General features: G+C 63.1%; 18 protein-coding genes. 8 read left to right on the forward strand and 10 right to left on the reverse strand.

The features are described 5' to 3' along the window. The first annotated feature begins 79 nt into the window (after window positions 1-79). Both CWB41_RS00225 and CWB41_RS00230 read left to right on the forward strand, forming a co-directional pair. On the forward strand, window positions 80-913 hold the full coding sequence (locus tag CWB41_RS00225; RefSeq protein ID WP_115835962.1) for an outer membrane protein: 834 nt from the start codon (window positions 80-82) through the stop codon (window positions 911-913). A 57-nt stretch (window positions 914-970) separates the two neighbouring features. Next, on the forward strand, window positions 971-2,125 hold the full coding sequence (locus tag CWB41_RS00230; RefSeq protein WP_115835961.1) for a phosphoserine transaminase: 1,155 nt from the start codon (window positions 971-973) through the stop codon (window positions 2,123-2,125). A 62-nt stretch (window positions 2,126-2,187) separates the two neighbouring features. Here CWB41_RS00230 and rpsT read toward each other — a convergent pair whose 3' ends face one another. Together rpsT and CWB41_RS00240 are read right to left on the reverse strand one after the other, a co-directional pair. Beyond that, window positions 2,188-2,457, reverse strand: coding sequence for a 30S ribosomal protein S20 (rpsT, locus tag CWB41_RS00235; RefSeq protein WP_115835960.1), 270 nt, complete (start codon window positions 2,455-2,457; stop codon window positions 2,188-2,190). 186 nt (window positions 2,458-2,643) lie between these two features. Beyond that, the gene (locus CWB41_RS00240) at window positions 2,644-3,417 is read right to left on the reverse strand and encodes an enoyl-CoA hydratase (RefSeq protein WP_115835959.1); all 774 of its coding nucleotides are present in this window, start codon (window positions 3,415-3,417) and stop codon (window positions 2,644-2,646) included. Window positions 3,418-3,668: 251 nt separating this feature from the next. Between CWB41_RS00240 and CWB41_RS00245 the strand changes: the two genes are divergently transcribed. The 3 genes from CWB41_RS00245 (at window position 3,669) to CWB41_RS00255 (ending at window position 7,319) form a co-directional block, all read left to right on the forward strand. Beyond that, on the forward strand, window positions 3,669-4,898 hold the full coding sequence (locus CWB41_RS00245; RefSeq protein WP_245411210.1) for an aminotransferase class I/II-fold pyridoxal phosphate-dependent enzyme: 1,230 nt from the start codon (window positions 3,669-3,671) through the stop codon (window positions 4,896-4,898). Window positions 4,899-4,969: 71 nt separating this feature from the next. Continuing rightward, window positions 4,970-6,133 (forward strand): hypothetical protein, encoded by a 1,164-nt coding sequence (locus tag CWB41_RS00250; RefSeq protein WP_115835958.1) that lies wholly within the window; start codon window positions 4,970-4,972, stop codon window positions 6,131-6,133. Window positions 6,134-6,293: 160 nt separating this feature from the next. Then, window positions 6,294-7,319, forward strand: coding sequence for a fatty acid desaturase (locus CWB41_RS00255; protein WP_115835957.1), 1,026 nt, complete (start codon window positions 6,294-6,296; stop codon window positions 7,317-7,319). Window positions 7,320-7,387: 68 nt separating this feature from the next. Here CWB41_RS00255 and CWB41_RS00260 read toward each other — a convergent pair whose 3' ends face one another. The 7 genes from CWB41_RS00260 to CWB41_RS00290 form a co-directional block, all read right to left on the reverse strand. Then, a complete protein-coding gene (locus CWB41_RS00260; RefSeq protein ID WP_115835956.1) occupies window positions 7,388-8,686 on the reverse strand; it encodes a glycosyltransferase family 2 protein in 1,299 nt (432 codons plus the stop codon). A 140-nt stretch (window positions 8,687-8,826) separates the two neighbouring features. Further along, entirely contained in the window at window positions 8,827-9,621 is a 795-nt protein-coding gene (locus CWB41_RS00265; RefSeq protein ID WP_115835955.1) for an SDR family NAD(P)-dependent oxidoreductase, read from the reverse strand. Window position 9,622: 1 nt separating this feature from the next. Then, a complete protein-coding gene (locus CWB41_RS00270) occupies window positions 9,623-10,051 on the reverse strand; it encodes a MaoC family dehydratase (RefSeq protein ID WP_245411209.1) in 429 nt (142 codons plus the stop codon). After that, window positions 10,048-10,434, reverse strand: a complete 387-nt coding sequence (locus tag CWB41_RS00275; RefSeq protein ID WP_115835954.1) for a hypothetical protein — start codon at window positions 10,432-10,434, stop codon at window positions 10,048-10,050. Before CWB41_RS00275 ends, CWB41_RS00270 begins: the two co-directional genes overlap by 4 nt. A 20-nt stretch (window positions 10,435-10,454) precedes the next feature. Continuing rightward, the gene (locus CWB41_RS00280; RefSeq protein ID WP_115835953.1) at window positions 10,455-11,672 is read right to left on the reverse strand and encodes a beta-ketoacyl-[acyl-carrier-protein] synthase family protein; all 1,218 of its coding nucleotides are present in this window, start codon (window positions 11,670-11,672) and stop codon (window positions 10,455-10,457) included. Then, window positions 11,673-11,951, reverse strand: a complete 279-nt coding sequence (locus CWB41_RS00285; protein WP_245411208.1) for an acyl carrier protein — start codon at window positions 11,949-11,951, stop codon at window positions 11,673-11,675. 155 nt (window positions 11,952-12,106) lie between these two features. After that, entirely contained in the window at window positions 12,107-15,385 is a 3,279-nt protein-coding gene (locus CWB41_RS00290) for a helicase-related protein (protein ID WP_115835952.1), read from the reverse strand. Window positions 15,386-15,862: 477 nt separating this feature from the next. Between CWB41_RS00290 and CWB41_RS00295 the strand changes: the two genes are divergently transcribed. Further along, complete coding sequence (locus tag CWB41_RS00295; protein ID WP_115835951.1) at window positions 15,863-16,576, forward strand: glutathione S-transferase family protein; 714 nt, start codon at window positions 15,863-15,865, stop codon at window positions 16,574-16,576. Between the two features lie 26 nt (window positions 16,577-16,602). On the opposite strand, the gene CWB41_RS00300 is transcribed toward CWB41_RS00295, so the two are convergent. Next, window positions 16,603-17,430: a DUF3108 domain-containing protein gene (locus tag CWB41_RS00300; RefSeq protein ID WP_115836367.1), complete on the reverse strand. Its 828-nt coding sequence runs from the start codon at window positions 17,428-17,430 to the stop codon at window positions 16,603-16,605. Window positions 17,431-17,838: 408 nt separating this feature from the next. On the opposite strand from CWB41_RS00300, the gene CWB41_RS00305 reads away from it, so the two are divergent. Then, complete coding sequence (locus CWB41_RS00305) at window positions 17,839-18,264, forward strand: organic hydroperoxide resistance protein (RefSeq protein ID WP_115835950.1); 426 nt, start codon at window positions 17,839-17,841, stop codon at window positions 18,262-18,264. A 69-nt stretch (window positions 18,265-18,333) separates the two neighbouring features. Continuing rightward, a complete protein-coding gene (locus tag CWB41_RS00310; protein ID WP_115835949.1) occupies window positions 18,334-19,308 on the forward strand; it encodes an aldo/keto reductase in 975 nt (324 codons plus the stop codon). Window positions 19,309-19,310: the final 2 nt, after the last annotated feature.

Raw genomic sequence — 19,310 nt, forward strand, 5'->3', positions numbered from 1 at the left:
GTAATTTTTTATGGTTAAGCGGAGCTTAAGAAATATCCTTCAGACTTCCTTTCGTTGAGAACCGAAAGGAAGGAAGGCGATGTCGAGTCGGACATCTATATTGCGGGGGCTGATTCTCCCGGTTGCCGCGCTCTGCGCCGCGATGCCCGCTGAAGCCGCCGATCTCGGCTCCTTCTTTTCTTCGCCGCAGACGGAAGCCCCGACCCAGCCTGTCGACTTCGGCACCGGCTGGTACATCCGCGGCGACGGAGCCTGGGCTGCCGATTCGCTGCCGCAAATATCGCCGGATCTGACCCAATTCGTCACAAATAGCCGGCAGTCGATGTTCAACGCTGATCTGGGCTTCGGCTACAAGCTGAACAATTGGGTCCGCGCCGATATTGTCGCCGATTATTGGCTACCGACTCGTGCCCAGGGGAATGGCGCAACCGCAGAATGCATAACCCAGCTCAATGGCACTCCTCCCATCCAAGACGAAACCGTCTACGATGATTGCACGCCGCACGCAAACTCGGAAATCCAGCGCCTCGACGCGCTGGCGAATCTCTATGTCGATCTCGGCACTTGGTCCGGATTTACGCCCTACGTGGGTGGCGGTCTCGGCGTCAGCCGTATTCAGATCACCAGCGACACCAACTGGTATATGAGCAACGGGCTGCCTTATCACATCACGACCGATGGCTTCTATTTCAATTGGGATCGCAGCATCGATGAGATCCGCTATCAGTTCGCCTGGGCGTTGATGGCCGGCGTGTCCTATGCGATCACACCGGAACTCGCGCTCGATGTCGGCTACCGGTACATCAATCTTGGCACGATCAGCGGCATTCAGGATGCAACCGGCAACAGTTACACGAAGGTCGTGGACGCACATGAGGTTCGCCTCGGCCTGCGCTATTTGTTCGACCAGTGATTTGCTAAATTCTTCGCTGCCGGTTGCGCTTTGCGCGGCCGGCCGCGAAGATGGCGAATGTCTTCGCCCCCGCGCCAGCCGCGCATAAAACCCGCACGTCCGTTTTTCTCGTCCGGTCCCTGCCCCAAAAGGCCGGGTTGGACGGTCGATGTCCTGAAGGGCGCGCTTGTCGGCCGCTCGCATCGCAGCCCGGCGGGCGTTGCGAAGCTTCGGCAGGCGATTGATCTGACGCGCGAAGTGCTCGAAATCCCTCCGGATTATCGCATCGCCATCGTCCCCGCCTCGGACACCGGCGCGGTTGAGATGGCGCTCTGGTCGCTGCTCGGCGCGCGCGGCGTCGATGTCTTCGCCTGGGATGCATTCGGCGAGACCTGGGCAGTGGACGCCGAGGCGCTGAAACTCAGCGGCCTGCGCCTCTTCCGGGCGCCGCCGGGCGAGATCGCCGATCTCGCCAAGGCCGACCCGGACCACGACATCGTCTTCACCTGGAACGGGACGAGCACCGGCGTGCGCGTTCCGAATGCCGACTGGATCGCCGCCGACCGCACGGGGCTGACGATCTGTGACGCGACCTCCGCCGCCTTCGCGCAGAAGCTCGATTGGCCGAAGCTCGATGTCGTCACTTTCTCCTGGCAGAAGGGTCTTGGCAGCGAGGCGGCGCATGGCATGCTCGTGTTGAGTCCACGCGCTGTCGAGCGGCTCGAAACCTATCGGCCGGCCTGGCCGCTGCCCAAAATTTTTCAGCTAACCCACGATGGCAAACTGGATGAAGCGCTGTTCAAGGGCTGGACAATCAACACGCCTTCGCTGCTCTGCGTCGAAGACTATCTCGATGCGCTCGGCTGGGCGAAATCGCTTGGCGGCCTCGATGCCCTGATCGCCCGCGCCGACGCCAATGCCCGCACGCTCGGCGCCTGGGTCGAGACGACGGACTGGATCGATTTTCTGGTCGAGGATCCCGCGATCCGCTCCAACACCAGCCTTTGTCTGGAGCTGGCGGAGCCGGAGGTCGCGCAGCTTCCGGCGGCCGAGCGCAAGGCGCTCGTCGATGAATTACTCGAAGTTCTGGAAGAGGCCGAGGTCGCCTATGACATCGGCGCTTACCGGCAGTCGCCGCCCGGTCTGCGCATCTGGTGCGGGCCGACCGTGGACGCGCCGGACCTGCCACTGCTTACGGCGTGGCTGGACTATGCTTATGGATTGGCGCGCTAGAGCAATCGCGGCGATTTCGCCGGGAAAGCCACGCTTTCCCGATGATGTCGGCGATTAGGCTGTTAGGCTTGGGCCAGCGACCGCACGCGATGGGCGAGGCGCGAAACCTTCCGGGCGGCGGTATTTCTGTGGATGATGCCGTTCTGCGCGGCGCGGACGATCACCGGCTCGGCCGCCTGGAGGGCCGCCGCGGCAGCCTCGTGATTGCCGGAGGCAATCGCCTCCTCGACCTTGCGGACGAAGGTCCGCAGGCGCGTGCGGCGCGAGCGGTTGACGATCGTGCGACGCTCAATTTTACGGGCGGCCTTTTTGGCCGACGGGGTATTCGCCATCTAAAATCTCGAATTATTCTGGAGGGGTCCGGCCGACACGGCCAAAGACCGACGCCGCCAGACGCGCAAATGCGAAGCGGCAGCTTATAGTCGCCACGGCCGCGGGCGTCAACGCGCCCGCGGGGCTTTTCTCACCCCAAGCGCCGCCACCCATTTTGCCAAAGATATCCACAAAAGGCGGCAAAATCAGCGGTTTTCAAATTTCGCCGGGCGCTTCTCCGCAAAGGCGGCCATGCCCTCCTTCTGATCGTGCGTGGCGAACAAAGATTGGAAGGCCCGCCGCTCGTGAAGGAGCCCCTCTGCCAGACTCGTCTCGGCAACGCGGTTGACCGCCTCCTTGACGAGGAGCAGCGCCGGCAGCGAATGCTCGGCGATGGCTGCGGCGGTCTTCAGGGCTTCGGCCTCCAATTGATCGGCGGGGACGATTCGGGCGACAAGCCCGGCCCGTTCGGCCTCGGTCGCGTCGATCGAGCGGCCGGTGAGGCAGAGTTCCATCGCCCTCGCCTTGCCGATCGCCCGCGTCAGCCGCTGCGAGCCGCCGCCGCCGGGCATGATGCCGAGCTTGATCTCCGGCTGGCCGAATTTGGCGGTCTCGGCCGCGATGATGAAATCGCACATCAGGGCAATCTCGCAGCCGCCGCCGAGGGCGAAGCCCGCCACCGCGGCGATCGTCGGCTTGCGGACCCGGGCGAGGCGCTGCCAATCGGCGATGAAATCGGCAACCAGCGTCTCGGGATAAGTCTTATGCTGCATTTCCTTGATGTCGGCACCCGCGGCGAAGGCCTTGGCCGAGCCGGTGACCACGATGACGCTGATCTGCGGGTCCGCCTCGAAGGCGTCGAGGGCGGCATTCAGCGCCCCCATCAATTCGACATTGATCGCGTTCAGAGCCTGCGGCCGATTGAGTCGAATCAAGCCGACCCGGCCATGCGTCTCGACGATGATCGTGTCACTCGCCACGTCTTTCTCCCTCCGCCCGATTGTGCGCTGCGGTTGTTACGCTTTGTAACCCGATTTGACTTATCATCCCAAGCTTGTGCTTCTAAAGACAATGGGTTAGTTGCGGGCGTCATCGCCTCGGCGCCAGCAAGGTCGACTTTTGATCAGTTTTGCGACCGCCGCCGGGAATGGTATGGCTCCAAGAAGATGAGGGGATGGTCCGGCTCGGCGATTCCGCGCAAGTCCGACCACGAAACAACGGACAATTTGACTTGGCACATCGCATAAACAGTCTCGCAGACTATGCGACGAAACGCTTTCGGCTCGCCGGCAAAGCCTATCTCGAAGAATATAATCCGTTTTTCGTGCAGACCGACAGCGCCCGGCAGGAAGCGCAGGCCCACGGCCGCAACTTCGTCAGCTTCGCGAATTACGATTACCTAGGCATCTCCGGCCATCCGGCGGTGAAGGCGGCTGCGATCGGCGCGCTCGAAGAGTTCGGCGTCGGCGCCCTTGCTTCGCGTCTCGTCGGCGGCGAACGCTCGACCCACCATCTCTTCGAAGAGAAGCTCGCAGCTTTTCTCGGCGTCGAATCGGTTCTCACCCTGGTCTCCGGCTATCTGACCAATGTGACGACCATTTCGCACATGATGAACACGCGCGACGCCATCTTCCTCGATGAGCTGTCGCACAACAGCATCATTAGCGGTGCCAAGGCCGCCGCGGCGACGAGCCATTTCTTCCACCACAACGATCTCGATCATCTCGAATCGCTGCTGGCGCAGAAGCGCGATTCCTATCGCCATGTCCTGCTCGCCGTGGAATCGCTCTACAGCATGGATGGCGACATCGTCGATCTGCCGCGGCTCGTCGAGATCAAGGAGCGCTACAATTGCTGGCTGCTCGTCGATGAAGCGCATTCGATCGGCGTTCTCGGCCAGGACGGGCGCGGCCTCTGCGAGCATACCGGCGTCGATCCGGCGCAGATCGATATCATCGTCGGCACATTGTCGAAGACCTTTGCTTCCTGCGGCGGCTTCATCGCCGCCAAGAAGCCGGTGGCCGATTGGCTGCGCTATACGCTGCCCGGCTTCGTGTTCAGCGTTGGCTTGTCGCCGGTGATCTCGGCAGCGGCTTCGACGGCGCTCGACATCATCCAGAAGGATACCTGGCGCATCGAAAAGCTGCGCCACAACGCCGAGCTTTTCATCGAGCTCGCGCACGAGGCGGGGCTCGACACCGGCCCGGCGATCGGGCGCGGCGTCGTGCCGATCCTCTTCGCCGACGGCCTCGAGACGGTGGCGGCCTCACGGCATCTGATGAGCCACGGCTATTACGTGCCGCCGATCTTCCAGATCGGAGTGCCGAAGAACCAGCCGCGGCTGCGCTTCTTCCTCTCCGCCTCGCATCGCGAGGAGGACATCCGCGGCGTCATCAATCTTCTTGCCCGACATCCGGCCCAGCCGGTCGTCGCAGCCGAGCCGGTCAGCGCGGCGACCTAGCCAAGGTCGGCGGGGCCGCGAACTTCCGGAATAATGCAATACGCCCGGCGACGCCGGCCCTTGGATGTGAGATGAGCGAAATCAAAATCGTCCCCGTAAATGGGCTCGGCGCGTTTCTCGATTTCTGCAAAGTTCCGCGGCTCATCTACGAGGGCCTGAAGGGCTTTGCGCCGCAACTCGATGCCGAACGCTGGACCTTGCTCGGCTCGAAGCTCAACCCGCATTACAAATCCGTCGATTGGCAGGCCTGGATCGCCTACAGGGACGGCAAGCTCGCGGGCCGCATCCAGGCGCAAATCTACAAGACCGTCGTGCCTCTCGGCGCTTCGCCGGCGCAATTCGGCTGCCTCGATGTCATCGAGGATGATGCCGTGCTTTCGGGACTGCTCGAAGCTGCGGAAACCTGGCTGCGCGATCGCGGCGCCGGACTCATCCACGGCCCGTTCTCTCCCGACGTCTGGGGTGAGGTCGGCGTGCTGGTCGAGGGTTTCGAGACGGTACCGATGATCCTGGTGCCCTGGAGCCCGCCCTATCTCTCGGCGATGCTGGAAAAGCGCGGCTATGTCAAAGCGCGCGATGTCATCTCCTACCGCTATGATATTTCGGAAAAGGACCGCAATCAGGACGCTGGCATCATCGCGCGGCCCGAGTGGCGCGACCGGCTGAAAATCCGCACGATCGATCTTAACAAGATCAAGGACGAAGCGAAGCTGATCGTCGATATCTTCAACGACGCCTGGAGCGACAATTGGGGCTATGTCCCCTTCACCTACGAAGAATTCATGGCTTCGGCGGATTCGCTCAAATTCATCATGCCGCCCGAAGGCGGTTTTATCGTCGAGCTTGACGGCGTGGCGCAGGCCTTCGGCGTCATATTGCCCAACCTCAACGAAATCACCCAGGATCTTGGCGGAAAGCTGTTGCCTTTCGGCCTGCCGAAGCTGATCTCGCGTCTGCGCAAGCACCGCTACAAGACCATGCGGCTGGCGCTCTTCGGCATCCGCAAGGCGCTGCATCGCAAGGCCGCCGGCGGTGCCGTCATCCTCGCTTTCATCGAGGAATCGCGCCGCCGCACGCGCCAGTATACAAGCGTCGAGCATGTCGAATTCGGCTGGGTGCTGGAGGATAATCTCGGCATGCGCAGACCGATCGAGCTTTCCGGCGCCAAGATCGACAAGGTTCACCGCGTCTACGGCAAAGACCTGACCGCCGTTTCGGCAGCGAAGACAGCCTGAGCAAACCGGCGCAATGCGCTGAAATCACCGGCCCTGCTCAGGTCCATTGGTTCGCTTCCAAAGTTGATCCTAGCCCTTCGCAAGAGGCGGCTTTTTCGCTACTGGTAAGCGTGTGAGTTCGCTGGGGGGCGATCATCGGGCGCGACGGGGAACCCTGCGCATGAACATAGCGAGTCGAGAACAATACGAACCGGCCAACGAACTCCCCGACAACTTTCTCGTCGCGGAGCCGATGCGACCGCATCCGCAGCGCCGCCGCGCCATTCTGGCGGCGCATCCTGAAGTCGCCGGCTTGATCGTCACTGATCCGATCACCGCCGTCATCACCCTCGCCATCGTCGTCGGCCAGGTCGCCATCGCGGGCTATTTCGGCCATCTTGGCCTCGGCTATTGGTGGGCGGCGCTGATCGCGGCCTATTGCATCGGCGCCTTCGCCAATCACGCGATGTTCGTCGTCATTCATGACGCGGTCCACAACACGATCTTCAAGAACCCCACCGCCAACAAATGGGTGGCGATCCTCGCCGATCTGCCGAACGCTTTTCCGACGGCGATGGGCTTTCGCTGCTATCACCAGAAGCATCATTCGCATCTTGGCGATTATGATTTCGACGCCGACCTGCCCGGCCATATCGAGGCGAGGATCGCGGGCAATCGCTGGTACGGCAAAGCCTTCTGGCTCTTCGGCTTCGCCTTCTGGCAGCTCACCCGGCTCGGACGGCTGAAGGGCACGGTGCCGATCTGGGGCAAGTGGACCTACATCAATACCGCCGTCATCGCCGTCTTCGATCTGCTGATCCTCTATTTCTTCGGCTGGAACGCGCTGCTTTATCTCTTCGCGTCCTTCTGGTTCTCGGTCGGCGGCCTGCATCCCTTGAGCGCGCGCTGGGTCCAGGAGCATTTCACCTTCGATCCGCACCAGGAAACGTACGATTATTACGGCCCGCTGAACCTCGTGGCGCTCAACATCGGCTACCACAACGAGCACCACGATTTTCCGGAAATTCCCTGGCGGCTGCTGCCCGAGCTGAAGCGGATGGCGCCGGAATTCTACGATCATCTCAAGACGCATGAATCGTGGACGAAGCTGTTCTTCACCTTCATCTTCGATCCGCGCTACACGCTCTATTCCCGCGTCGACCGCTCGATTGTGCGGCATGCGGCGGAAGCCAGCCCGACCAAGTAAAGCGAGCCTTCGACTTCGCTATGTCACACCGATGGCCGGGCTTGTCCCGGCCATCGTGTTTTTTCCCGTCAATTGACTTCGGGCGTCGTCGCCTGCCGCGACTTCGGCGTGCGCTTGAACTCCTCGCGCCCGCGGCTGAACAAAGTACCGACGATTGCGGGCGCGTTGGAGACGCTCATGAAGACGAGCATCGGCGGCACGGAAACGACGGTGACGAGATATTCCCAAAGCGAGCCGCGCCGTAGCGTCAGATAAGGCACGAGGGTCATGCCGGTCGCCACCAGTGCGATGAGCACGAGCAGAAACTCGATCACCGGAACATAACGCGCGACCCCGCCCAAAAGGATGCAGATGATCAGCGAGACCGTCGCGAGCGCGGCGCAGGGATAGAAGGCCTGTATCAGGATCAGCGCGAAGGCCGACAGTTTTTTCCGGAACGACCAATTGGAAGCCCAGACATCACCGATGAGCTTGCGCGCGACCTGCACGAAGCCGTTCGACCAGCGGCTCTGCTGCGTGCGCCAATGTCCCAATTGATCCGGGACGAGACCCGGCACCGCCGGCTCCATCAGGAAGATGCCATGCCAATTGGCGAGTTCGGCGCGGACCGCGAGATCGAGGTCTTCGCACAGGGAATCGCCCGACCAGCCGCCCGCGGCTTCGATCGCCGCACGTCGCCAGAGGCCGCCCGTGCCATTGAACTGAAACAGCCAGCCGGCGCGATAGCGCGTCGCCTGTTCCATCACATAATGTGAGTCGAGCATCAGGCCCTGGATGCGCGTCAGCCAATTCGTCCGATAGTTCGAGAATTCGCAGCGCGATTGCAGGAAGCCGGCGCGCGGATCAGCGAGGAGATGCGGCACCGCGACCCGCAACCATTCGCGCGGCGGCCGGAAGTCGATGTCGAGCACGGCGATGACCGGCGCGGTGCTCTTGGCGAGCCCGGCGGCGAGCGCGCCCGCCTTGAAGCCGCTGCGATCCTCGCGGCGCAGATGCTGGATGTCGAAGCCCTGTGCGCGCAATTGCTCGGCGACCGCCGCAGCGAATACGGGCGTGTCGTCCGTGCTGTCGTCGAGAAGCTGGATGTGCAGTTTTTGCTTCGGCCAATCGAGCGTCGCGGCGGCGCGCAGCGCATCGGCGGCCAGTTCGCCTTCATTGAAAGCGGGAATTTGCACGAGAACGTGCGGCAACATCTCGTTGCTCAATTTCACCGGTGCGATGGGCGTGCGCCAACGCGTCCCGGTGACGACCTCGATGATATTGATGGCGATAAGGAGCAGAAAACTGCCGCCGACGAAAACAAGGCCGAGAACGGCGAGCGTCAAAAGGATCTCGAAAAAGACGCGCACGACTTCGAGGACGATCAATGGCGCATTCCTTCCGGCTTCTTATTCGCGACCTGATTATCGTTCGCGCTCATGGCCCGCGCGTCGATCAGCGGACAGCCTAGCTTGGTTTGAACACGAAAACCCCTGCCAAAACAAGGGGACGCTCGGCCGCCGCCAGATCAGGGCTTCACTCTTTCTTTCGTTTCCGGAACATTGACCGAAAAACGGGTGAACAGCCAGTCAACGAAGCGTGGCGGCAGGCTCCGCGCCAGCCGGGTCGCCAGATAGAGCGCCGCCGGAAAGGCGATCACCGCCCGCCCCTGCGTCAGGCCATTTTTGATAATTTCGGCTGCCCGCGCGTCGCTGACCTCGAAGGGTTTGACGGCGCTGATCGAGTCATTGAGCGGCGTCTTGACGAAGCCGGCGACGACAAGGCTCACGAGAACGCCGCGGCGCTCGAGCCGCCCACGCAAGGATTCCGCGTAGGCATGCACCGCCGCCTTGCTGGCGCTATAGGCCGGCGAGAAAGGCAGACCGCGCAAACCGGCGAGCGAACCGATGACGGCGATCTGCCCCTGACCGCGCGCGCACATCGGTGCGATCAGCGGCTCGATGGTATTGAGCACGCCGAAAAGATTGGTCGCGAGCAGCGCCCGCACGGCTTCCGGCTCCTCGGCGATCACGCCGTCGGCAAGGCCGGAGGTGATCCCCGCATTGGCGATGACGAGATCGAAAGGCTTCGTCGCATCAGCGGCGGCGATCCACGCACTCATGGCCTCGCGGTCGCGGACATCGACCTGTGCGGCAGAGATGGACGCGCCCTGAGCCTCCGCTGCCGCCGCGACCTCGGCGAGCCGCGCCTCGCTGCGACCGAGAAGCGAGAGGTGGATGCCGGGCGCCGCATAGGCCAAAGCCAGCGCCCGGCCAATGCCGCTTGAGGCGCCGGTGATAAGGATCGCGCGCGGCTGGCGCATGTCAGGCGCCGCTTGCTGCGATGAGCGCGGCTTCCCCGAGAACGACGATCTCGCGCTGGGCGTTGTGCGCCATCAAGCGCAGCGTCACGCGGCCGCCAGCCACACTGCCGACGCGGCCCGAGACGACGATGCTCTCGCCCGCGAGGACGGGGCGCAGGAATTTGGCCGAGAGCCGCTGCAGGACAAGATTCGGCTGCCAAGCCGCGAGCGCCGGTTCGAATGCGCCCATCAACAACATGCCTTGAACAGGCGGCGCCGCGAGGCCCGCCTGCTGCGCGAGCGCAGCATCGAGATGGATTGGATTGGTATCGCCGGAGACGTCCGCGTAGCGAGCGAGATGCGGCATATCGAAGGGCCCGAACGTCTGCGGCGGCAACTTGTCGCCGGCTTTCGGAAATGCGGCAGATGAATCTGCGAGCGCGGAGGTCACGCGGCATCCCCCTTCGGCAGCGGCACGATCCGCAGGATCATTTCCATGCTGAGCACGGACGCTTCACCCGGCGCGCCGACATCGGCGAGAAGGATGATCCGCGACGGCTCGGTCTGCCGCTGCATCTTCACCGTCATCAGATAATCGACATCGGCCGCGAGCGGTGCGCGATAATCGAAGCTCTGCGATTCATGGATCGGCACCCAATCGCGGTCGCCGATCAGTTCCGCCGCTATGGCGTGAAAATCAGGCCGCGCCAGCCAGCGGACGGGAAAAGTGAAGGGAACTTTTTGGCCGATGCCGCCGGTTTCGCGGCGAAAGGCGTCGGCTTCGTCAGTCGACGCACGAACCGCGAAAGTGCCAAGCGCGCGCTCAACCGGCATAGCGGCCCCGGGCCGTAATATTAAGCATCGAAGCGCCGCACAACGAGCGTCGCATTGATCCCGCCGAAGGCGAAGGAATTCGACATCGCCACATTGATCGGCATCGGTCGCGCTTCGTTGGGGATGCAATCGACCGGGCATTTCTCGTCGGCGACGCGCCAATTGATGGTCGGCGGCGCGATATTCTCGCGCAACGCGCCAAGTGTGACGATCAGTTCGAATGCACCGCCGACGCCGAGGCCGTGGCCATGCACCGGCTTAGTCGAGGAAACCGGCACGTGCGGGCCGCGCTTGCCGAAGACGAGGCCGATCGCCTCCGACTCGGTGAGGTCGTTCACAGTCGTGCCGGTGCCATGCGCGTTGATGTAGTCGATCTCGTCGGGCGTAACGCCGGCATCGGCGATCGCATCGCGCATGCAGGCCGCGGCGCCGTTGACATCGGGCCGCACAGGATCCTTCGCATCGCTTGTGGTGCCATAGCCGGCCAGCTCCGCCAGCACATGAGCATTGCGCTGGGCGGCGATTTCTTCGGCCTCGAGAATGAAGACGCCCGAGCCCGCGCCGATCACCATTCCGTTGCGATCCTTGGAGAAAGGCCGGCAGAAATTCGGTGTCAGAACGCGCAGCGCCTCCCAGGCGAGCATCGTCCCTATGGTGATGCAATCTTCCGTGCCGCCGACGATCGCGCGGTCGATCATGCCGGCGCGAATCATCTGCGTACCGATGCCGATGGCTTGCGTCGCCGAGGAGCAGGCGCTGCCGACGGCGAAGGCCGGCCCCGTCGTGCCGAAGCGCATGCTGACCATCGCCGGGCATGAGCTGGGGATGAGGCGCGGAATCGTCAGCGGGCTCGGCCGTGCCTGCTGGGTGAAGACCGTGTGCAGGCCTTCCTCGATCGTGTTCATTCCGGCGATGCCGGTGCCGATAATCGCGGCGGTGCGCGGCCCCTTCAAATCGTCACGCGAGAGGCCCGCCTGCTGAACCGCCTCGTCGGCGCTGATCAGCAGATATGAGATCACCGGATCGCAGAGTGTGAGCGTATCCTTGTCGAGGTAACGCGACGCGTCATACTCGGGCACTTGTGCGGAAATCTTGATCCGGCCCGGATAAGACCGCACGAAACGCGTCTCACGCACACCGGAACGGCCGTCGCGCGCGCCCTCCCAAAGTGCCTTTGCGCCCATCCCCAAAGACGAAACCGCACCGATGCCGGTGATCACGACCCGCCGCTGGGCCATTCAGGCGGTCTTCTCTTTGCCGATGTAGTTCGCCATTGCGTCGATCAGGCTTTGTACGTCCTTGGCCTCGTGAAAGGGGCCGTCCATCGGAATATAGACATCGAACTTCTCTTCGAGCGCCGTCAGGATCATGACGATGTCAATGGACTTCAAACCCAGGCTCTCGATCGAGGCATCCATCTTGACCTTGTCGCGATCGATCATCCCCTCGGAGACGATCACGTCAACGATCTCCTTGACGAGCTCATCCTTCTGCTCGGGAACCTTGCTATCCGCCACTGATGACCCCCTTTTTTCCGAGAGCGTTCTGCGATTGCCACAAGCACCGCGCGGCCTGTGGCCAGTCAATTTCGAATACCATGTCAGCGCCTTGCCGGGAAAGTCCCAATGCCGCCCGCAAAAGAGGCGCGGCGAAAAGGCCAGTGCGCCCCGCTTTAGGTCTTTCCCTCTTCCATCCGCTGTTTAAGGATGGCCAGTTTGGCGAAGGGCGAATTGGGGTCCGGCTGACGCTCGCGCGGCCGCTCGGCCGACGTCCATTGGCCTTTGCCGCGCGTTTCGCCATTGCGGGAACCGCGATGCGCCTCTTTCGGCGAGAAATCACGCTTTTTATCGCGCCGGTCGTCGGGACGAGGCGCGCCGCCCGCAGTCGCCGCCTCGGCGTTCGGCCGATGACGACGCGGCGGCCGGCGATGCTCAAGAGGCGGCATTTCCGGCGCGGTCGGGGGTGCGCCCGCCTCGGCGGCGGCCACCGCATCGGTCGCCGGCGCCGGCGACCGATGGTGGCCACGGGCGGCGGCGTGGCGCTGCGGGCGCGCCGGTCGACGCGCCTGACGATGGCGCAGAGGCCGCCAGATTTCAATCAGCACAGGTTCGGTCACCGCGGGTTCGCCCGGCGCGGCTTCCGCGGTCGCTTCTGCGGGGGTGGCTTCTGTGGCAGCTTCATCAGCGGCAGCGACGACCGGCTCGCCCTCGTCCGCCACAGGCTCGGCCACAACCACCTCACTGGCGGGTTCTGGCGCCGCGATCGGCTCCTCGGGCGGAAATGCCTCGACGGCGTCGGCCACTTCATCTGCCGGCGCCGCGATGGAATCAATGGGCTCGCCCTCAGCCTCCGGCACAACGGCGCTTTCCGCCATCTCGGCAACAATATCTTCGGAAGCCTCGACCGCAGGTTCGGATAGCACAGGCGGCGTCACCGGCTCGGTCGCGGCCTTCGGCAGCAGCGGCACCGTGATCGCCGGGCCCTGGCGTTGCTCGCTCTGGTAGCCGAGCGCGCGCAGGATCGCGGCAAAGCTCTCGCCCGAACAGCCGGCGAGCGAGGTCATCGCGACAGTGACGACAAAGCCGTCGCCATCGGCTGAACCGGACGGCGGGTCGCCGGGCGTTGTGCCCGGCCGGTAGGCGATCGCCGGGCGGATCAGGTCGGCCAGCCGCTCGAGAATATCGACCCGCACAGCGCGTTCGCCGCAGACATGAAATCCGGCGGCGCGATAATATCCTTTCGGGATCGCCTTATCGGCGGGAAAGGACGTGCGCCCGGAGGCGGCAAGATGCGGAATGTCGGCCTGATTCTGGCCGTTCTCGTTGCTCGGATTGCGCAGCGCCCAGAGCTGCGCCGCGAAGGCACGCGGCGCCGGCTTCAGCAGCGCCGGCAGATAAAGATGATAGGCGCCGAAGCGCACGCCAAGCTTGCGCAAGGTCGCACGTGCCTCCTGCGTCAGGCTCTTGACGTCTTCGGCGACTTGCGAACGCTCAAGCACGCCGAGCGACTCGGCGATACGAAAGGCCACGCCGCGCGCGATGCCCTCAAGCCCCTCGCCGCTTTCGAGTTCGCTGAGCGGCCCGAGCAATTTCTTGACATGTTGCGCGAGCCAGAGATCGAGGCGCGTCTGGACGAGTTCCAAAGATGCGCCGGTCAATTGCTCATCGGCGAGAACAGCGATACGCGGCTGCAGGATATGCTCGCCCGGCACGATCTTGGCGACGGCCTCGCCCAGCCAGCGGATGATTCCGTCATTGGCGAGGACGAACGCCTCGTCGACCGCCTCATGCACGCGCCGCGCACGGCCCTCGATCTCGCTCGCCAGGGCTTTTTGCGCCGCGGCGTTCAATGCCTTGGCGGCCTCGCCATCAGCCTGCGGATCCGCCGTGAAACGAAATCCCGACAAATGCCCGACATGCTGGGCTTCGACCAACACGTCGCCGCCGGGGGTGATTTCGGCTTCCAACATCGCGTTCTCTCTCAAGCGACGCATCAGAACGCTCGTCCGCCGGTCGATGAACCTTTGGGCGAGCCGTTCGTGCAACGCGTCCGACAGCCTGTCCTCTACCTGACGGGCGGCCTCCTGCCAATGCTCCGGGTCGCGGAGCCAATCGGGGCGATTGGCGATGAAAGTCCAAGTCCGAACCTGGGCGATCCGCGCCGATAACGTGTCGAGGTCTCCATCAACACGATCGAGCTCGTGAATATGCCGTGCAAACCAGTCTTCGGGAATATGGCGGGCACGGACAGTGAAACCATAGATCGAAAGTACGAGTTCCGCATGGGCTGCCGGCGACAGCTTGCGGTAGTCGGGAATCTGGCAGGCGTCCCAAAGCCGCGATACATCGGCCGTGGTCTTGGTCACCCGCAGGACATTCTCGTCCCGCCCGGCAATGTCAAGCACCATTTGATCTTCGGCCAGCGGCGCGCGCGTCAAGCCATAGTCTTGCGGCTGCCGGTCGAGCGATACGCCAAGCGCGGCGATGGACGAGAAGTCGAGTTCGCTGTTGCGCCATTGCAGCATCCTGACCGGGTCGAAATGGTGATCTTCGAGCGCCTCGACGAGCTCGGCGTCGAAGGGTGCGCACCGCCCGGTTGTGCCGAATGTGCCATCACGCATATGCCGGCCGGCACGGCCGGCAATCTGGCCGAATTCGGCCGGCGTCAGGCGGCGATATTGCCAGCCATCAAATTTGCGATCACCGGCGAAAGCAATGTGATCGACGTCGAGATTGAGGCCCATGCCGATGGCGTCGGTGGCGACGATGTAATCCACGTCACCGTTTTGATAAATCTCCACCTGCGCATTGCGCGTGCGCGGCGACAACGCCCCGAGCACGACAGCCGCGCCGCCGCGCTGGCGGCGGATCCATTCGGCGATCGCATAGACCTCCTCGACCGAGAAGGCGACGATGGCGCTGCGCGGCGGCAGCCGTGCGATTTTGCGCTCGCCGGCGAAGCTGAGCTTGGAGAGGCGCGGCCGTGAGATAATCGGCGCGCCGGGAAGAAGTTGCTCAAGCGAACGCTGCATGGTCGAAGCGCCGATCAGCAGCGTCTCTTCGCTGCCGCGCCGGTTCAGCAGACGATCAGTGAAGATGTGGCCGCGGTCGAGATCGGCCGCGAGCTGAATCTCGTCGACGGCAACGAAGCTGAGGTTGAGATCGCGCGGCATGGCTTCGACCGTCGAAACCCAATAACGCGGCGCTTCGGGCTTGATCTTCTCCTCGCCGGTGATGAGCGCAACTGCTGCCGGGCCGACCTTTTCGACGACGCGATTATAGACCTCGCGTGCGAGCAGCCGCAGCGGCAGACCGATCATGCCATTGCGGTGCGCCAGCATCCGCTCGATGGCGTAATGCGTCTTGCCGGTATTGGTCGGCCCCAGAATGATCCGGACGCCGCGCGCACGCTCCAGCGGATGAATCTGCGGGCCGGAAATGGGAAGGTTCATTTCTCAATCTTTCGGCGGCGCCTCTGCGCCGGCTCCGACTCGCTTCATATGCGGTGCCCCGGCCCCGCCGGCAAGCGTGGCCAAGCCTGACGGCTGCGACGCGGATATTTGTGCAAACGTCGCAAAACCGGGCGCACCTGTCCCAATCTGCAGCAAAAACCTGTGGGCGAGCCACAATCGCGTTGACACACCGAACGCGCCGCGAACGAATCGCGCCCGAATCACTGACCGGTGCCGAATCCGTCTTTGTTCACCGCAACATATTGGGCGCCTCGAACGACGGCTTCTATAGATTGTAAAAACAGGACCGATTCAAGCTTCGCGCACCGGCCCCGCGGCGGATTCGCAACGGACTCCGAAGCCGCCCTTTGTCAAGCCGAGTTCACGCCGAACTTTGCCGCTCCGAATGCCCTTGACGGATGCCCCTCCCCCGTCATTTTTTGCCGAAGCGATACGCTTCAATTTCGGTCGGGCATCATGATTGACCTACATGTGTTTCCGAGCCCCTGGCCGTTCAACCCCAGCCCTTTCTGCCTGAAGGCTGAAACCTATTGCCGGTTGGCGGAAATCGAATTTCGCACGGTCGATTCGCTGCCGCTGCGCGCGCCGCGTGGCAAGCTGCCCTTTCTCACCGACGGGCCGGAGAAAATTCCTGATAGCGCGCGCATAATCAGCTATCTGAAGCAGCGCTACGGCGACCGGCTCGATGGCGAGCTCGATGCGACGCAGCGCGCCAAAGGCCACCTGATCCGCCGTTGCTGCGAAGAGAGCCTTTATTTCACGATTCTCTATTCGCGCTGGATCGACCCGGAGGGATGGAAGGTCATTAAACGAGCCCTGTTCGGCGCGGCGCCGCCGCTCGTTCGCGATGCCGTCGCGGCGATGGCGCGGCGCGGCGTTCGGCGTGCGCTCTATGGGCAGGGCTATGGCCGCTTTGCGCCGCAGGAGGTCTTCACCCACGGCGCAGCGGATTTGGAGGCTCTCGCTGCCTTCATTGCGCCGGATGGCTTTGCGGTCGGCGCTCGCCCGACATCTTATGACGCGACGCTCTTCGCCTTCCTCACCAACATCCTCGAAGCGCCGGTAGAAACATCGCTAAAGGCGGCCGCGCAGAAATACCCCGAGCTTTCGGCCTATTTGGCGCGGATGCGCGCGCATCTCGATCAGAAGGCTGAAGCGCCGAAATTGTAGGATCGGCATCGGCGCCTTCGCACCAATCAGCGATCGGCCTTGAGCGTCTTGCCGCTGGGCTCGAGATGCAGTTCGATCGCGTCCACATAAGCCATGCCCGCCATGGTCCGCAGCCCTATATGGAACGGGATGACGACATGCGCCCGCTCGATCGGCGCCAGCCAAACCTCGATATCGTGATTCTCGGCCATGAATTTCGTTGACCGCGAATCGTAGCGATGGCCAGCGATTGGCTTGTAGCGAACCGAGCAAACCGAAACCGGCCCATCGTATCCAATGGCCGAGACATTGCGGGTGCCGGTGTAGGTCATCGTCAGATCGAACCGCACGACACCATCATAGATCGGCAAAGTACGGTTACAGGCAGCGGGGCCGACAAGCGGCTCACCAGCGGGGACCGCCATGATCAACGCGCTTGTCGGATCGAGCACATTGCGTTTTTCGGCGGATGAAACCGGAATACGGATCGCCTCGTCTTCAAGCGGCGGCGAAATATCGACGGCGCGGACATTGCCGCTTTCGAGCGCCATGCGAACCGTGCGTGCTTCGTGGGTGGTCGCCGCTGTCGTCGCGTAGGCGTTGGGCAGTACCGTTCCGCGATGAATCTCGCCCGAGGAAACCAGCGCGATCCGCATATGCGCGAGCCATTCGGCAAGGCCGGTCAGATGCGCATCGAGCGCGACGCGATAGGCCGCGGCGCTGACGGCGCCCTTGGCGCTGGCTTCACCGATCCTGAAGCCGACAAGGCTCACCGAATAGCGCGCGAGAATAGTCTCCGCGCCGGCTGGCGCAGCCGCCAGCACTATCGCGAGCAGCGCGGCGGCAAGTGGCGGGCAGGCGGAGACGATGCGCATGAGCAACCGCTTATAAGTCCTGACGGATCGCGACCAAAGCCTGCAAGGTTATTTCTGCACGTATTTCGCAGGGCGCGTCACGTTTGGCGGGAAATTCGGCCTCTTTCAAGGCGATAGAACGAGAATCGAGGCGCGAGCGGGGGACTATTCCTCTTTTGGCGCGCAGGCGCAAGGGGCGCCGATTCGACAACAGCGGCCCGGGCTCCATGCGCGCGTTCGGATTTGCGCAATATGGGACAAGCTCTGCACGCGGCGTTCGTTTATCCAGGTCCCGTTCTCGAAACTGCATTTTCGCCCCATATACCTTACCTGAACCTCCAGAGCCCGGGATAAAATCCGGCCGGCCCCTTCGCCGGGCCGGTCCCTTATCATCCGGGATTTGTCGCACGCGATTTCAAGGAGCACGCCATGTCGGTCAATGTTCTCTACCGCACCAAAGCCACTGCCACCGGCGGCCGCGAAGGCCATGCCCGAACGGAAGACGGCACGCTCGATGTCACGCTAACGACACCGAAGGAACTCGGCGGCGCCGGCAAGTCCGGCAATAATCCGGAAAAGCTTTTCGCCGCCGGCTATTCGGCCTGCTTTCTCGGCGCGATGAAATTCGTCGCCTCGCAAGGCGGCCCGAAAGTGCCGGACGATACGACGGTGACGGGCAATGTCGGCATCGGGCCGCGTTCGGAAGGCGGCTTCGGCCTCGATGTCGAGCTCGATATTTCGCTGCCGGGTCTGCCGCGCGACGAAGCCGAGGAATTGATTCACAAGGCGGATCAGGTCTGTCCTTATTCCAATGCGTTGCGGGGCAATGTCCCGGTTCGTCTCAAGCTTGTCTAACGAGACGCGCACGCACCAACACGGCCGCGGCATCATTCGCGGCTGTTCGCTTTCGGAGTTCGCAAAAACATGGACTATGTGAAGCTCGGCCGCACCGGCCTTGAGGTCTCCCCTATCTGCCTCGGTTGCATGACCTTCGGCGTGCCGGGCCGCGGACCGCATTCCTGGACGCTCGATGAGGAAAAGAGCCGCCCGATCATCAAGAAGGCGCTCGAACTCGGCATCAATTTCTTCGATACCGCCAACGTCTATTCCGACGGTACGTCGGAGGAGATCGTCGGCCGCGCTCTGAAGGATTTCGCCTCACGCCAGGATGTCGTGATCGCGACCAAGGTACATGGCCGCATGCATCCGGGGCCGAACGGCGCCGGCCTGTCGCGCCGCGCCATCCTCGCCGAGATCGACAACAGCCTGCGCCGCCTCGGCACCGATTTCGTCGATCTCTATCAGATCCACCGCTGGGATCACGGCACGCCGATCGAAGAGACGCTTGAAGCGCTGCATGATGTCGTAAAGGCCGGCAAGGCGCGCTATATCGGCGCCTCGTCCATGTATGCGTGGCAATTCGCCAAGGCGCTCTATATATCGCGCCTCAACGGCTGGACGGAATTCGTCTCCATGCAGGATCACGTCAATCTCCTCAATCGCGAGGAGGAGCGCGAAATGCTGCCGCTCTGCCGCGACCAGAAGATCGCTGTCCTGCCCTGGAGTCCGTTGGCGCGGGGACGGCTCACCCGCGATTGGGACGAGACGACCGAGCGGCAGAACACCGATGTTTTCGGTAAAACTTTGTACGGCCTCGACTCCGACCGCCAAGTCGCTGCGGCTGTGGCCGAGGTTGCCAAGGCCCGCGGCGTACCACGCGCGCAAGTCGCCCTCGCGTGGCTTTTACAGAAAGACGGCATTACCGCGCCGATCGTCGGCGCCTCCAAGTTCAATCACCTCGACGATGCGGTTGCCGCACTGTCGCTCAAGCTGACGGCGGAGGAGATCGCCAAGCTGGAAGCGCCTTATGTGCCGCATCCGATCGTTGGTTTCCAATAAAG

This window comes from Methylovirgula ligni, assembly GCF_004135935.1.
Taxonomy (GTDB): Bacteria; Pseudomonadota; Alphaproteobacteria; order Rhizobiales; family Beijerinckiaceae; genus Methylovirgula; species Methylovirgula ligni.